The organism is Geoalkalibacter ferrihydriticus DSM 17813 (assembly GCF_000820505.1).
Classification (GTDB): domain Bacteria; phylum Desulfobacterota; class Desulfuromonadia; order Desulfuromonadales; family Geoalkalibacteraceae; genus Geoalkalibacter; species Geoalkalibacter ferrihydriticus.
Genome location: NZ_JWJD01000005.1, coordinates 20,685 through 34,852 on the forward strand (window position 1 = coordinate 20,685; position 14,168 = coordinate 34,852).

13 protein-coding genes are annotated in these 14,168 nt (G+C 60.2%); 4 read left to right on the plus strand and 9 right to left on the minus strand.

Going from position 1 to position 14,168, the window contains the following annotated elements:
* Positions 1-105: 105 nt before the first annotated feature.
* Both GFER_RS12275 and GFER_RS12280 read right to left on the minus strand, forming a co-directional pair.
* The gene (locus GFER_RS12275) at positions 106-852 is read right to left on the minus strand and encodes a response regulator transcription factor (RefSeq protein WP_040099993.1); all 747 of its coding nucleotides are present in this window, start codon (positions 850-852) and stop codon (positions 106-108) included.
* Positions 839-2,254, minus strand: a complete 1,416-nt coding sequence (locus GFER_RS12280) for a sensor histidine kinase (protein WP_040099994.1) — start codon at positions 2,252-2,254, stop codon at positions 839-841. Before GFER_RS12280 ends, GFER_RS12275 begins: the two co-directional genes overlap by 14 nt.
* A gap of 385 nt (positions 2,255-2,639) precedes the next feature.
* Between GFER_RS12280 and GFER_RS12290 the strand changes: the two genes are divergently transcribed.
* Positions 2,640-4,427, plus strand: coding sequence for a dynamin family protein (locus tag GFER_RS12290; protein WP_052446362.1), 1,788 nt, complete (start codon positions 2,640-2,642; stop codon positions 4,425-4,427).
* Positions 4,428-4,488: 61 nt separating this feature from the next.
* On the opposite strand, the gene GFER_RS12295 is transcribed toward GFER_RS12290, so the two are convergent.
* From GFER_RS12295 to GFER_RS12315, 5 genes are all read right to left on the minus strand, one after another.
* A complete protein-coding gene (locus GFER_RS12295; protein ID WP_040099996.1) occupies positions 4,489-5,505 on the minus strand; it encodes a ribonuclease Z in 1,017 nt (338 codons plus the stop codon).
* A gap of 70 nt (positions 5,506-5,575) precedes the next feature.
* The gene (locus GFER_RS12300; RefSeq protein WP_040099997.1) at positions 5,576-6,964 is read right to left on the minus strand and encodes a DegQ family serine endoprotease; all 1,389 of its coding nucleotides are present in this window, start codon (positions 6,962-6,964) and stop codon (positions 5,576-5,578) included.
* An 87-nt stretch (positions 6,965-7,051) separates the two neighbouring features.
* Positions 7,052-8,470 (minus strand): sensor histidine kinase, encoded by a 1,419-nt coding sequence (locus tag GFER_RS12305; RefSeq protein ID WP_040099998.1) that lies wholly within the window; start codon positions 8,468-8,470, stop codon positions 7,052-7,054.
* 1 nt (position 8,471) lies between these two features.
* The gene (locus GFER_RS12310; RefSeq protein WP_040099999.1) at positions 8,472-9,146 is read right to left on the minus strand and encodes a heavy metal response regulator transcription factor; all 675 of its coding nucleotides are present in this window, start codon (positions 9,144-9,146) and stop codon (positions 8,472-8,474) included.
* Between the two features lie 64 nt (positions 9,147-9,210).
* Entirely contained in the window at positions 9,211-10,017 is an 807-nt protein-coding gene (locus GFER_RS12315; protein ID WP_040100000.1) for a pyruvate, water dikinase regulatory protein, read from the minus strand.
* Between the two features lie 164 nt (positions 10,018-10,181).
* On the opposite strand from GFER_RS12315, the gene prmA reads away from it, so the two are divergent.
* From prmA to GFER_RS17805, 3 genes are read left to right on the plus strand one after another with little or no spacing between them, the layout of a single operon-like run.
* Positions 10,182-11,099, plus strand: a complete 918-nt coding sequence (prmA, locus tag GFER_RS12320) for a 50S ribosomal protein L11 methyltransferase (protein ID WP_040100001.1) — start codon at positions 10,182-10,184, stop codon at positions 11,097-11,099.
* A complete protein-coding gene (locus GFER_RS12325; RefSeq protein ID WP_052446363.1) occupies positions 11,100-11,873 on the plus strand; it encodes a 16S rRNA (uracil(1498)-N(3))-methyltransferase in 774 nt (257 codons plus the stop codon).
* Positions 11,870-13,273, plus strand: a complete 1,404-nt coding sequence (locus tag GFER_RS17805; RefSeq protein ID WP_052446364.1) for an RDD family protein — start codon at positions 11,870-11,872, stop codon at positions 13,271-13,273. The genes GFER_RS12325 and GFER_RS17805 overlap by 4 nt, the downstream gene beginning before the upstream one ends.
* On the opposite strand, the gene GFER_RS12335 is transcribed toward GFER_RS17805, so the two are convergent.
* Positions 13,270-13,884 (minus strand): hydroxyacylglutathione hydrolase family protein, encoded by a 615-nt coding sequence (locus GFER_RS12335; RefSeq protein ID WP_040100002.1) that lies wholly within the window; start codon positions 13,882-13,884, stop codon positions 13,270-13,272. The genes GFER_RS17805 and GFER_RS12335 overlap by 4 nt on opposite strands.
* 5 nt (positions 13,885-13,889) lie before the next feature.
* On the minus strand, positions 13,890-14,108 hold the full coding sequence (locus GFER_RS12340; RefSeq protein ID WP_040100003.1) for a hypothetical protein: 219 nt from the start codon (positions 14,106-14,108) through the stop codon (positions 13,890-13,892).
* Positions 14,109-14,168: the final 60 nt, after the last annotated feature.

Here is a 14,168-nt window from a genome sequence, read left to right on the forward strand (position 1 = left end):
CCGCAGGTGAGTTTTTGCCGCACGCGATGCCGCCGTACCCTGCGGTGCATGCTGAACAGTTAAAAAAAATCCCGTCGTTGCGCTGCAAAGACGGGATTTTCTTTCTTAGCGGTGGCTGGATTTGAAGCGTTTGAGCCAGGCCTGGAAGTCCTGCTCCTCGTTTTCCAGCTCAAAGGCGTTGATCAGGCCGCGCCGCAAGGCGCTGGCCACGGCACGGTTGCGCAGATTGAAGGCGTCGCCGAACTTCTCGCTGTGAAATTGTTCCTGGTCAATGCCGAGCTTGGCATAGAGGGAGTTCAGCCGGCTCTGCACGCCGCGCCGTGACAGGTAGCGGCGCTGCGCGATGAGATTGTCGGTGAGGCCCAGGGAGATATCGAGCAGGGCTTCAAATTCGATGTCGGACAGGGACGTCTGGCTGTGGCCGGTGCGGCCCTGGACTTTGCGCACCTCGGGATCGATCCAGCACTGCTCATCGATGAGTACCGTGCGGATGGCGGCGGCGATGCGGTCTCGGGGGTTGGATTTAAGGACATAGCCGTAAACCGTCTCCGGCGGCACGATGCGCAGCAAGGCACGCACATACATCTCGTCCTTGTACTGGCTCCAAAAGACGATGCGTGCCAGGGGCCGTTTGTCCCACAGGGCACGGGCGAAGTCGACGCCGTTCATTTCAGGCATCTGAATATCGCTGATGACCAGGGGCCGCTCGATCTGCGTCGCCATTTTAAGGGCTGCAAGGCCGTTGTCGGCACGTTCAATCTCGCCGACATAGTCTTCCTCGCGCAACAGGCGCTCGAGAAATTCAAAATCCTTGGGGTTATCTTCCGCAATAATAAATTTAACTGGTTCCATGGTCGGTCTTGCCTTTGTCGCGCTCGTGGCGCGAAGAGCCGTTGAGGGGCAGGTTGAGTTCAAAGCGCGTCCCGCTGGTGAAGCGCGATGGACCCCATTGCACGCGGGCACCCATGGCCCGGGCCCGTTCGCGGATGTTGTTGAGGCCGCGGCCGGTGATCGGCTCCTGACCCTGGAAACGAAAGCCGCAACCGTTGTCTTCGACCACCAGCACCACCTCGTCATCGCGCCGATCGAGGGTGATTTCGTAGCGGCTGGCCTTGGCATGCTTGATGACGTTATGCACGGCTTCCAGCGCAATGCGGTAGAGGGAGAGCTGACACAGACGGCTTAGGCCCAGCCCTTCGACCTGCGGGGAAATGTAAAGATGGTACTCGGGAAGATGCGCTTTGTCGAGATGTCGTTCGAAATGAGATTGCAGGGCGGCACCGAGACCGAGAATCTCCAGGGTCTGGGGATGCAGGTTGTCCATGACGTCGCGCAGATTGGCGATGGCGCGTTGCAGGTCTTCTTCGATTTTGCCGAGTTCCTCGCCGCTTCCATTTCCCGAGCGTAGATTCTGCAGGGCGCGCAGGATATCGGAGAGATCGGAAAGAGACTGGTCGTGAAGGTCCATGGCGATGCGGCGGCGCTCTTCCTCGGCGCCCTCCAGCAGCTTCTCGGTACTTACCACCCGAATCAGACGGTCAGTCATCTGATTGATGGAAACCGCCAGATCGTCGAGTTCATCCTGGACCCGTTGCGGTGCGGGCGGCGGGGTCAGGTCGCCGCGGACGATGCGTCCGGCGCTGTCGGACAAAGTCTTGATGCGGCGCTGCAAACGTCGCGCGAAAAACAGGGAGAGCAGAGTGCCCAAAGGGATGGCGGTACCGACGCCGATAATGGTGATCAGCGCCGTGCGTGCCACCAGTTCATCGATGTTCTGCAGATGGACGTCGCGCAATTGTTCGCGGCGTTGTTGCGACTGCTCGGCCAGGGCGACCAGCTGCGGGCGCAACAAGCCCAGGGCCGAGAGAAAACGGCTGCCATCGTAACCGTGACGCGGATCGAGGTCGTTGACAGCCTGGTTGAGCAGCGCGCGGGTGCTGTCGGGCAGGGGCATAAGGGTGAGGATGCGCTTAACGGCCCCAGCCAGATGGTCGTGCAATTCCGTCAAGGTCTCCAGGGCGGTGATGTCGAGTTGCGCCCGACGGGTGACATGGGAAACCAGCCCCTGCATGCGCTGCGCGGCCAGGTCCGCTTCGGCAAGAGCGACGAAGGTCTGGCTGACTTTGGCGGCTTCCTGCCGCTTGACCGAAAGATCCCAGTAAGTGTACTGGAGAAATATCACCAGCACCGTGGTGAGGGTCAAGACCGTGGCGGGGGCCAGAAACATCTGCTGTTTGAGGGTTAGGCGCATCATGTATGAATATCACAAATAACGTTTCGCGGCACCGTGCAATCGCACAGTGGCTGGTGATGACTTGCTCGCGTTTTTTTGCGCAAATCCACCTGTTCAGAATCCTCGCCGTAAGCTAAAGTCGACACCATCAGCAGCTTGTTGTGGCAGGCGAGTTGCTGATGGTGACTCCCTTTCATCGTTTTACCTCCCTCTCAAAACGCCGAAAGCCGACGGGATACCTCCCCCGTCGGCTTTCGGCGTTTTGGCCTTTCGTTCTTGATTGCTCCGACCTGCGCGGTAGAGAGATCCCTGCCAAACTGGTGGTCATCCACGCCTTTTTTCGGTAGGATACAAAGCTTGACGGCTGTATGCCGAAGTTTGACCCCCTGCGGCGTGAGGCATCCCCATGAACGAATCTTCCGCGACAACCACACACAAGCAAGCCCTTCCCCTGCCTGAAATCCTTGAGCGCGCCAGGGACTGCCTGTCCGATCTCGGTGTCGCATACGAAGCGCCGCATCGCGACCTCGACATGCTGCAGCAACGTCTCGCCGAGGGGCGTTTTCACCTTGCGGTCATGGGTCAGTTCAAGCGTGGCAAAAGCACGCTGCTCAATGCTTTGCTCGGCGAAGATCTGTTGCCGACCGACATTCTTCCGGCAACCTCCATCCCCACCTATATTCTGGCCGGCGATGCCGTGCAGGTGCGCGTTTATTTCAGCGGCGGCGAACCTGCACGGGATTTTCTGCCGACGGCCGAGGTGCCGCTGAGCAGGGTGCTGGCCGATTATGTCAGTGAACAGGGCAATCCGCATAACCACCGGGGGGTAAGCCGCGTGGAAATTTTTCATCCCGCGTCCTTGCTGCGCCAGGGGGTGGTGCTCATCGATACGCCCGGGATCGGATCGACTCTGAAGCACAACACTGAAATCACTCACCAAACTTTGCCGCGATGTGACGCCGCCCTGTTCCTGGTGTCGCCGGATCCGCCCCTGACCGAGACGGAATTGGAGTTTCTCGGCCAGGTTCGTGCGCTGCTGCCGCGCATTTTTTATCTCTTCAACAAAATCGACTATCTCGACAGCCGCGAATTGCAGGCGTCCCTGGAATTTTTGCGGGAGAATCTGCAGCGGGCACAACCCGGTGGCGAAGCCCCACGGATTTTCCCCATCTCCGCCCGTCAGGCGCTCGACGCCCGCCTGCGCGGCGATGACGCAGCTCGACGGAGCAGCGGGCTGGCTGAGGTGGAGGAAAATCTCATCGACTTTCTGCGCCGGGAGAAGATGCAGGTGCTGCAGGCGGCTCTCAAGCGCCAGACGAGTGATATTTTCAGTGACGCGATTATGAAGCTGCAGGTGACTCTAAGCGCCCTGCATCTGCCCCAGGAGGAATTGCAGCAACGCCTGGATCAGTTCAAGCAGACCTTGCCCGAGATTGAACGCGAACAGCTGGCCGCCTCCGACATTTTGGCCGGTGATTTGAAGCGTCTGGTCACGCATCTCAATGAAGAGCTGAGCCGCCTCAGGGAACAGGCGCTGAAAGAAATCGCGCCGGCGGTTGAAACTTATCTCGACAGTCTCGAGGACCCCGAGGAAATGGAGCGGCTGGTGCGTTCGACCCTGGAGCGCGCCATCCCCAAATTTTTCAGCCCTGCCTTGCAGTCCGTCGGCGCGCGTACCCGCGGTGAAGCCATCAAGATCCTGACCCTGCACCAGCAACGCAGCAACAAACTCATCGAACAGGTGCGCCGCAGCGCGGCGGATATTTTTGCCGTGCCCTACCAGGCGCCCGCCGGCGAGGGCGCCTATATCGCTTTTTCTCCGCCCTCCACCTGGAATACTCAGGTCATGATCAGCGATCTGGATCCCCTTGGGCAGCGCCTGTCCCGCAAGCTCCTTTCCAAACGTTTTCGGCGCAACCGCACGGTTAAGCGCCTGCGCCGCCAATATCAGGGTCTCATCGGTCAGAATATCGAGCAGATCAGTTGGGCCCTGCGCCAAAGTCTTGATGAGAGCTTCCGGCGTTATGACGCCGATTTGCGCGAGCAGTTGAGCAAGACCGTGGGCGCCGCTCAGGATGCCGTACGTATCGCCATGGATCGAAAAAGAGCCCTGCGCCACGAGACTGCAGCCGAGGAGGTGCAGCTCAACAAGCACCTTGAGCACCTGCTGGCATTGCGGGAAAGCTTGGGATAAGTCAAAGGCTCTGGCGAAAAGAGCCAGAATTAGAAGGCAGGGCTAACCGCACGGGGCATTTTCATGGAAGCTGAGGCGTTTGCGTACCGGAATATGCCGCATGGGCCTCTGTTTGCAGGCGGTGCGGCTCTTTCTGGTAGCGCGGTGAATGATGAAAGAGCAGCAGTTTTTGCACCCCGGCGCGACGACCAAGATGGCCGGCAAGGGCGGCGGTGAGATGGTTGCGCTCCTCGGCCAGATGACGATCGGCTTCGGCAAATACCGCTTCAATGGCCAGCAGATGGGCGTTGGCTGCCAGCGCAACGATTTTCTCGACATTCTCCGCGGTGGGTGAGGCGTCGGTGACATAGGCGATTTTCATCCCCGCCTCGCAGTGCGCGATATCCCTGGCAAGTGCACCGAGAGCGCGCTTTTGCGTTCCCCCGTCGCGCATGGGCACGTCAACCAGGGTGTGGTCCGGCGCCTGGGTGCGCAGCAGATCCTTGAAGCCCCCCAGCCAGCGTCCTGGCGGGTAGCCGAGTCTGTCGAGGGCGTCGGGGTGAATGGCCACATGAACTTTTTCTTCCAGAGAAAAAGCCAGGGAAATGATGTCGCCGTGGTCCAGGGCCAAAGTCCGCACCTGGTAGTGGGGGGTGTCGTGCAGCAGGCCCTCGGGGCAGCCAAAAGCCGTGGCGGGTCGCGGCTGAAAACCTTCGGCGGCGCAAAATCGCACCGCCGCTCCTTCGCCGCTCGGCGCCCACTCGCGCACCTCGATGCACAGGGGATAGCCGCGGATCAGATTCCAGGTATAGCCGGCCAGGCGGTGGCCGATACGTGCGCTGATGCCGGGCGGACCGTACACCAGCAGGGGCTGCTCGCGGTAGAGAAAGGTGCGCAGCAGGTGGTCGAATCCGGCGAGATGATCAATGTGCGCATGGGAGAGAAACACGGCCTGAACTTTAAGCAGGTCCCGGGCCGCCAAGGGATGCAGGTCGCCGCAGTCGAACAGCAGGGCTTCGCGCCGGTGGGCGACCCGCACATAGACGGCGGGATCATGAAAAGGGTCGTTGACCGCCCTGGCGAAAAAGGTTGAGCGCATGTCTGCCGGCCACGGAAGGATGGCGCCCGCCGCCCCCGCTGTGGTTGCCAAGGGCGGCGGGCTTAGGAATTCAACGTGCTTTGACGGTCGTGTAGAACAAACCGTCGCGCCGCTGAACCAGAAGACGCAGAACTTGATCCTTGGAGATGGTTTCCAAGATTTTCTGCGCTTCGGAGGAAGAGGTGACAGTGCGACCGCTGATTTCGACGATCAGATCTCCGGGCCGCAGGTTGGCTGCGGCCGCCGGTCCGCCGGGTTCGACTTCCGTCACCAGGGCGCCCTGTTTGCCTTCGAGGCCGAAACTGCGGGCGCGCTCCGGGGTCAGTTCGTCGAGGGTCAAACCGAGTTTGGCCGTTTCGCCGACGGCAGCGCGCACCTCGGGTGGTTCATCGCCCAGGCGGCCAACTTTGATGCGGATGTCGCGGGTCTTTCCCTCGCGCCAGATCTTGGCGCGGGATTGGGTGCCCACGGGGGTTGCCGCGACAATGCGCGGCAAATCATTGTGCGAATCGATTTTTTTGCCGTCGAATTCAAGGATGATGTCGCCGCGCTGCACGCCGGCCTCTTCGGCAGGGGTGCCCTGCAGCACATCAACCACCAGCGCGCCCCGGGATTCCTTGAGGCCGAAGGAAGCTGCAAGTTCATCTGTGACCGGCTGAATCTGCACCCCGAGATAGCCGCGCGTCACCCGGCCTTCCTCGCGCAATTGCGGTAGTACGATCTGCGCGGCATTGATGGGAATGGCAAAGCCGATGCCCTGGCCGTGAGCGACGATGGCGGTGTTGATGCCGACCACCTCGCCGCGCATGTTGAACAGCGGCCCACCCGAGTTGCCGGGATTGATGGAAGCATCGGTCTGGATGAAATCATCATAAGGGCCGGCGCCGATCACTCGCCCTTTGGCCGAGACAATGCCGACTGTAACGGTCTGATTGAGGCCGAAGGGATTGCCGATGGCCATGACCCATTCGCCAATATTGAGCCCATCGCTGTCGCCGAGCGGAGCCACGGGCAGGTTTTCGCCCGTCTCGATCTTGAGCAGGGCGAGATCGAGTTTGGAATCGGTGCCTTTGATCTCTGCGTCAAAGGCGCGGCCGTCGGCAAGGCGCACCCTGATCTCATCGGCGCCGTTGACCACATGATCGTTGGTCAGAATGTAGCCGTCGGCGGAAATAATGAATCCCGAGCCCAGGGATTGCTGCGGCCGGGGGCGCTGTTCGGGCATGCCGCGGAAAAAGCGCTCGAAAAATTCATCGAAAAGATCGCCTCCCGGCCCGGGCATGGTCGGGGCGCGGCGCTGAACGGTGCGCGACGTGCTGATGTTGACGACGCTCGGCATCAGTTCCTGCGCCAATTGGGTGAAGTCCGGGGGGGCGGCGGTCGCGGGCTGCGGCGCCGGTGGTAGGGAAAAGCCGATCAGTACGGCGAGCACCAGGGTTATTCGCCAGAATTTCTGCATTCTATCCTCCTTAAAATAATGTCTCGGAGACTATTTAAGCATCCAGCGCAGGGATGTCAATGCAGGACAGGGAGGTGAGGCGGGGGATCAATCGATGTCGGTATCGGCCGCGGCCAAGGGCAGGTAGACTTTGAAGCAGCTGCCTTCGCCAGGCTTGGAGCTGACCTCGATGCGACCGTGATGCGCTTCGATAATCCATTTGACGATGGACAGGCCGAGGCCGGCACCGGTCTCGAGGGTGAGGTTGCTGTCGATGCGGTAGAAGCGATCGAAAATACGTTGCAGGTGTTCCGCCTCCATGCCCACGCCGGTATCGCTGACGCTGATTTCCGCCTGTCCGTCGGCGCGGATTAGGCGCAGATCGACGCGCCCGCCCGTGGGCGTATACTTGATGCCGTTGGACACAAGGTTAAGCAGCATCTGGTGCAGGCGCAATTCGTCGCCGTCGGTGTAGAGTACGGCCTTTTCGGGCAGGTTGAATGAGACGGCAATGCCTTTGTTTTCGCCGAGGATCTTTCCCTGCATGGCCAGCTCGTGTAAAAGCTGGTTGAGGTTGACCCGTTTGATGGTCATCGGGGTCTCCCCGGCCTCGCTTTTGGCCAGCAGCAGGAGGTCGTCGATGATGCGGCCCATGCGATCGATCTCTTCCAGGTTGGATTCAAGGACCTGGCGCAACTCTTCAGGATCCTTGCCCCAGCGCAGAGCGACTTCGGTTTCGCCGCGCAGCACGGTGAGGGGGGTGCGCAGTTCGTGGGATGCATCAGCGGCAAACTGGCGCATGCGGCGAAAAGAGTTTTCGAGCTGTTCCAGCATGTGATTGAAGTTCTTCACCAGCCGCCCGATTTCGTTGCGCTCGTCGCCTTGCGGAAGGCGCCGGGACAGGCTGTCGGTGTTGATCTGGGAGATGGTTTGGGTGATGTCCTCCACCGGAGCCAGGGCCCGATCGGCGAGAAACCATCCGCCCAGGGCCAGGGCCGCCAGAGGCAGGGGAAAAGACAGCAGCAGAATCAAGGTCAGCCGGTCGAGAATGCGCTGCGCCGGCTTTTCGCTGGTTCCCACGCGGACAATCCCGTGTACCGCAGCGCCCAGGAGCAGTGGCTGGTCGAGAATCCGCAAGGCATCATTATTGCGCTTGATGGTTTGATAGCGGGGTTGGCCCGCCTCCGCCAGGGCGGCAAGAACAGGCGCCTCTTCGTCGGGCAGGGCGTCGGGTAAGGTTTCGCACCACAGCCTGCCTTGGGCGTCATAGATGCCGACAAAGGCCCCCGCGCCGCTCAGGGCCAATTCATGGGCCAGTCCACGGCATAAAGCGGAATCCTGAAGGGGGGCGCCCTGCACCTGCTCTGCGACGTTCGTGGCGATGGTAAGCAACCGATCGTCGAGTTCCGTCTGCAGGGTGCGCGCCAGGCTCAGGTACCAGAAAACACCGGAGGCCCCCAGTATGAGGGCCACCGTGAGAACGTACCAGAGAGTTATGCGAAAGCGGATGGAGCGGAGGAAAAACAACTCAGTCCGATTCCTTTAGGACATAGCCCACGCCGCGTACGGTGTGGATGAGTTTCTTGTCGAAGTCGCGATCAACTTTTTTGCGCAGATAGTTGATGTAGACATCGATAATGTTGGTGAACGAATCGAACGTGTAGTCCCAGACATGCTCGGCAATCATGGTGCGCGTCAGAACCTGATTGGGGTTGCGCATCATATACTCGAGCAGGGCATATTCCTTGGAAGTAAGATCGATTTCCTTGTCGCTGCGCCACACCTTGTGGGTCACCGGGTCCAGACGCAGATCGGCGAAATGCAGTTCGGCGCCACGATCCTGGGTGCCGCGGCGAATCAGGGCACGTACCCGCGCCAGCAATTCGGCAAAGGCGAAGGGCTTGGTCAGATAGTCGTCGGAGCCCGAGTCGAGTCCCGACACGATGTCGTCCACCGTATCCTTGGCGGTGAGGCACAAGACCGGCGCAATGACCTCGCGGGCCCGCATTTCGCGGATGACGGTGATGCCGTCTTTTTTCGGCAGCATGACGTCCATCAAAATCAGATCGTAAGGGGTGTGCGTCGCCATGTCGAGACCTTCGTCCCCTTCATAGGCGACATCGACGGCATAGCCTTCTTCCTCAAGCCCTCGTTTGATGAAGCTGGCGACTTTTTTCTCGTCTTCTACAACCAGAATGCGCATGATGATCACTCCTTTGGGTAATTCGTCCGGGCCGGCGCAGCGCGCAGTGTTGCCCGCAGTTTCGTCATTTCAGTTTCAGTTTGACCAGAACCTCGTTGGCGCTCTCTTCGACCGCCTTTCCCGAGACATCGACGATGGCCCAGCGCTGGCGGCGGAAAAAACGTCTTGCGAAAGCGATTTCCTCTTCGATGCTTTCATAGTCGGCGTAGGCGCTACGCGGATCCTGGCCGAGGTTGCGCAACCGCGAGGCGCGCAGTTCCATCAGGCGTTGAGGATCGATGAGCAGCGCGGCTACCCGTTTCTGGTCGACATCGAAAAGCTCCTTGGGCGGATCGATGCCCGGCACCAGAGGAACGTTGGCGACTTTCCAGCCTTTGTGCGCCAGGTAAATGGAGAGCGGCGTCTTGCTGGTGCGTGATACGCCCACCAGGACGATGTCAGCCTTGTGCAGGTTGCGTACTTCCTGGCCGTCATCGTGCTTGACGGTAAATTCCACCGCGTCGATGCGATGAAAATACACCTCGTTGACGCCGTGCAGCAGTCCCGGCATCTCTTTGGGGGATATGCCGAAGAACTCGGACAGCCGCATGAGCAGCGGCGTGATCAGGTCGATGCTCGGCAATCCCAGGGCATCGCACTCGTCATGAATCATTTGCGCCAGTTCGCGATTGACGATGGTGTAGACCACCAGCGCCTGGTGCTGCAAGGCCAGATCAAGGGCCTCATAGGCTTGGTTCTTGGTGCGAACGTTGCTGATGCGCCGCACCCGGGTTGAAAGATCGCGATACTGGGTCAGTGCGGCCGCAACGGTCTTCTCGGCGGTTTCTCCCGTGGCATCGGAGAGCAAAAAAATATGCTGGAGTTCCGCCATGTCGCTATGCTCGTCGACAGTTCCGTCTTGACCGGAATTGATAGTTGTTAGCGCAGGTTGCAGGCGCTAAAAGCCTCATTAACTGTTCTGAATTAGACTTGAACATTAAGGCTTTGTCAAGGTTTTTATTGTCTTTTTCTATTGTCTCTGCTAGAGAAGAAACCATGGAACAGAAATGGTTGGAAATTCATATCAGCGTGCCTGCGGCCGCGGTGGATCTGGTTTGCCATGAACTGGCGGCGCTGGGTTCAACGGGCGTGCAGGTGTTTGAGCGCAAACTCGATACCTTTGTCGTGCCCGATCCCGAGGCGGATGCTCCCGATACCTATCCGTTGCAGGCCTATTTCGCGGCCACGGAGGATCAAGCCGAGCTGGCGCAGCGAATCAGTGAAGCCTTGGCTCCCCTGCACGCGGCTTTTCCCGGGAACTGGAGCGATCCGCGGATGGTGCCGGTCGCGGGTGACGACTGGGCCGAAGGCTGGAAGCAGCACTTCCCGGTTTTCCGCGTCGGCGGCCTCGTGGTGCGGCCGAGCTGGGAGGAGGTGACACCCGCTTCCGGAGAAGTTCTGGTTACGCTCGATCCCGGCATGGCTTTCGGCACCGGCACCCATGGCACGACCCGTTTGTGTCTGGAGGTGCTCGTCGAAACCCTGGCTGCCCAGGAAAATGCGCCGCGCGTGTTGGATGTCGGTACGGGCTCGGGGATTCTCGCCATCGCCGCGGCCGTGCTCGGCGCTGCACAAGTGGTGGCCTGCGACATCGACGAAGAGGCCTGCCGGGTTGCGGCGGAAAATGCAGCCGCCAACGGCGTTGCTGACGCAATCGAGATTACGGTCAGGCCCCTGGAAGAACTCGGCAGCGGTTTCGACATCGTTCTTGCCAACATTTTGGCTGAAGAGAACGTGCGCCTCGCCGCAGAGCTGGTCGCGCGCCTCACGTCGGGTGGGACACTGATTCTTTCAGGTATCTTGCAAGAGAAGGAAGCCCTGGTGCGAAAGGGTTTTGCCCCCTTTGCCCTGGCCGGGCCGCAGGTCAGCTATCGCGACGAGTGGGTGTGTCTCACCTATCGGCGAGTCGGTTGAATGCGCCGCTTTTTTGTCAACCCCGAACAGCTTGCCGGCGACGAAGTTATCCTCGATGGCGAGATTCAGCATCATCTGGCAAGGGTGCTGCGCCTGGTGCCGAAGGATGAGATCGACCTGCTCGACGGCCAGGGGCTCTGCTGTCGCTGTCGTATCGAAGAGCTTACAAAAAAAGGCGTTCGACTCCGTGTTATCACCCGCATTCCCGCCCGGGAGAGGGCTTTCCCCATTCGATTGATTCAGGGTTTACCTAAAGCCGACAAGATGGATCTGATCTTGCAGAAGGGAACCGAACTAGGCGTCGTCGCCTTTACTCCGCTGTTGGCAGAGCGCAGTGTGCCGCGTCTGGAGCCTGAACGTCGGCAGCGCCGTGGACAGCGTTGGGAAAAGATCATTCTGGAGGCCGCTCAGCAGTCTCGCCGCGCAATTCTGCCGCGTCTTGATGCTCCTCAGCCGTTAGCCGAGGCGTTGCGCGGCGGCGAAGATCTACGCTTGTTGCTGTGGGAGCAGGAGAGCCGGCCGCTGGCCGAGGTGTTGCCGCCCCGGATGCCTCGTGCCGCCGCCGTTCTGATCGGTCCAGAAGGCGGGCTTGCGGCGGCCGAAGTCGAGCAGGCCAGAGCCGCGGGGTTTGTACCGGTCAATTTCGGCCCCCGCATTCTTCGCACGGAAACCGCTGGATTTGCGGTTGTTACCGTTTTGCAGTATCTCTATGGGGATCTCGGCCCTGCTACCAATGCGGATCGAGGGATTCCGGCACCCAAGGAGGCGCTATGAAGTGTCCCAAATGTGGTTTCAACAGTTTCGATTATCTGGAAAGCTGCAAAAAATGCGGCAATGACCTCAAGGAATTCAAGGGGCGCTTCAATCTGCGCAGCCTGCTGTTTCCTTATCGGGAAAAGTCGGTCGCGGTGGCTTCTGCCGCTGCGGCAATGAGCGCGCCCAAGCCGCAGGACGCCGACTTTGACTACGGCTTTATGGAGGAAGATCAGCCGGAGGCCGTGCCCGCGACGCTGCCGTCCGCCGCAAAAACCGCATCCGCTGCCGATGATGCCTTCGATATCGATTGGAATCAGGAAGAGCCCGCCGCGGATCTTAACGCTGAGTCGGCCGGCGGCCCAGGATCGACGACAGCAGTCGTCGGCGAGTTCGATTTCAGTACCGACAGCGAACTTGACGGTCTGTTGCAGGACGAAGTGCCTGAGTCCGGAATGGATGCCACTGTGAACGAGCTTGCAGAGCCTGCAGGAGAGCCGTCTCAGGAAAAACCGCTGGATGTGGCCGACTGGAGCGATGACTCTCTGAATGAACTGCGCCTCGACGAGGACCTTTCCGCGCTGGAAGTTGACGCCGCAGATCTGCCGGCTCTCGATGAGGCTGCCTCCGACGAGGAGGATCTGGCTTTCCCGGCCTTTGACGAGCTTGATTTCGAAGACCTGGGGGACGTGGCTGAACCACCGGCCGCGCCGGATGAGGAGGCGGAGAAAATCGCCTGGGGCGACATCGATTTCGGTGAAGATCAGGCGGAAAAACCGCGCAAAGGCAAAGCCGGAAAGACCGGGGAGGATGTTGCCGACCCTTTTGAACCACCGGAGCCTGCTGCCGCCGGGCAGGCTCCGGAGACTCCGAAGGCAACGGCGGTAGAAGATTTAAGGTCCGCTCCGTCGGAACAGGAGCAGGAGCCACAACCGGAAAGGCTCGATCTGCAGATGGCCTCTGCACCCACCGCGCCCCTGCGCCCGCCGATGGCTGCGCGTTTTGGCGCCTTCTGGCTGGATTTGTTCCTGGTGGTGGGGGCGTTTTTACTGTTTCTGATCAGTGCCACCCGCCTGCTCGCACCACCGGGCGCAGCGGCGCTGCTACCGTCCCTGCACGAGCTTGCAAGCCTTTCCCTGCCTTATTACCTGCTGTTTTTTCTGGTGTGCTTCAGCTACTTTACCGCCTTTCACTTTTTTATGGGGCAGACGCCGGGAAAAATGCTGTTCGGTTTGCGCCTGGAAGGCGGCGAGGGCGACGGCCTGTTGCTCTCCGAAGCCTTTCTGCACAGTGTCGGTGGGTTGGTGAGTCTGCTCGCGCTGGGGCTGGGATTTTTTCTGGCCTTGGGCGATCCGCACGGCCGGGGCTGGAATGATCGCATCGCCGGAACTCGCCTGGTGGCGGTGCCCTTGGAGGATTAGCTCATCCGCAACTTGAGAAAAGCGGCCAGATCGGGGCATTTGAGGTAGGGATTGTGCTCAAGCTCAAAACCGATGGTTGAAACCGGCTGCGGGCCGTAATTGTGACCGGGGTAGATCCGGGTCTGGGGTGGAAAGGCCGCTAGACGGCGCAGGCTGTGATAAAGATCTTCGGGATTGCTGCCGGCAAGATCGGCGCGGCCGACGAAGGTGACGAACAGGGTGTCGCCGGTAATGAGGCCCTCGCCGCTATACAGGGTGATGGAGCCGGGGGAATGGCCCGGGGTGTGCAAAACGTCTACGACACCCTCGCCCACTTGCAGGCGAAAACCCTCGTGCAGGGCGACCGCGGCATCGGGTATATCCAAAGGGTGGCCGGCAAGACGCGCCCCGGTCTCACGCACAACCGCCTCATTGCCGCCGGTGTGGTCGCTGTGGCCGTGGGTGTTGACCAGCAGGTCCACGCACAGCTCCCGGCGCCTGACCTCAGCCAGGAGATTTTCCGGGGCCAGGGAAGGATCGACGGCCAACGCGCGGCGGCTGTGCGGGCAGATCACCAGGTAGGAGAAGTTGTCCATGCGCCCGGCGGGAATTTGCACGATGTCCAGGTTCATGATCCTCACCAGTACATGCGTGGTGGCTCTGCTTTGCCGGTGTGGCGGATTTCGCCGTCGATGACCTTGTACCTGTCGCAGGTCGAACGCACGATCCATTCATCGCCCTCTTCGGGCGGCAGAGGAAATTCGCGCGAACCCAGGTATTGGTCTTCGCCGTCAATAAATCCCCACCAGTCAAGAGCGCCCGTCTGCCAGATCTTGGTTTTCAGATTAAATGCCATAAGTCGTGACTCTTTTCCGAGTTTATTTCTGTGAATATAATGGACTTCTTATTCCCAGGT

Excerpts from the sequence above, each read along its gene's own strand:
- GFER_RS12275 (WP_040099993.1), bottom strand. The coding sequence starts at position 852 with ATGGAACCAGTTAAATTTATTATTGCGGAAGATAACCCCAAGGATTTT.
- GFER_RS12280 (WP_040099994.1), bottom strand. The coding sequence starts at position 2,254 with ATGATGCGCCTAACCCTCAAACAGCAGATGTTTCTGGCCCCCGCCACG.
- GFER_RS12290 (WP_052446362.1), top strand. The coding sequence starts at position 2,640 with ATGAACGAATCTTCCGCGACAACCACACACAAGCAAGCCCTTCCCCTG.
- GFER_RS12295 (WP_040099996.1), bottom strand. The coding sequence starts at position 5,505 with ATGCGCTCAACCTTTTTCGCCAGGGCGGTCAACGACCCTTTTCATGAT.
- GFER_RS12300 (WP_040099997.1), bottom strand. The coding sequence starts at position 6,964 with ATGCAGAAATTCTGGCGAATAACCCTGGTGCTCGCCGTACTGATCGGC.
- GFER_RS12310 (WP_040099999.1), bottom strand. The coding sequence starts at position 9,146 with ATGCGCATTCTGGTTGTAGAAGACGAGAAAAAAGTCGCCAGCTTCATC.
- GFER_RS12315 (WP_040100000.1), bottom strand. The coding sequence starts at position 10,017 with ATGGCGGAACTCCAGCATATTTTTTTGCTCTCCGATGCCACGGGAGAA.
- prmA (WP_040100001.1), top strand. The coding sequence starts at position 10,182 with ATGGAACAGAAATGGTTGGAAATTCATATCAGCGTGCCTGCGGCCGCG.
- GFER_RS12325 (WP_052446363.1), top strand. The coding sequence starts at position 11,100 with ATGCGCCGCTTTTTTGTCAACCCCGAACAGCTTGCCGGCGACGAAGTT.
- GFER_RS17805 (WP_052446364.1), top strand. The coding sequence starts at position 11,870 with ATGAAGTGTCCCAAATGTGGTTTCAACAGTTTCGATTATCTGGAAAGC.
- GFER_RS12335 (WP_040100002.1), bottom strand. The coding sequence starts at position 13,884 with ATGAACCTGGACATCGTGCAAATTCCCGCCGGGCGCATGGACAACTTC.
- GFER_RS12340 (WP_040100003.1), bottom strand. The coding sequence starts at position 14,108 with ATGGCATTTAATCTGAAAACCAAGATCTGGCAGACGGGCGCTCTTGAC.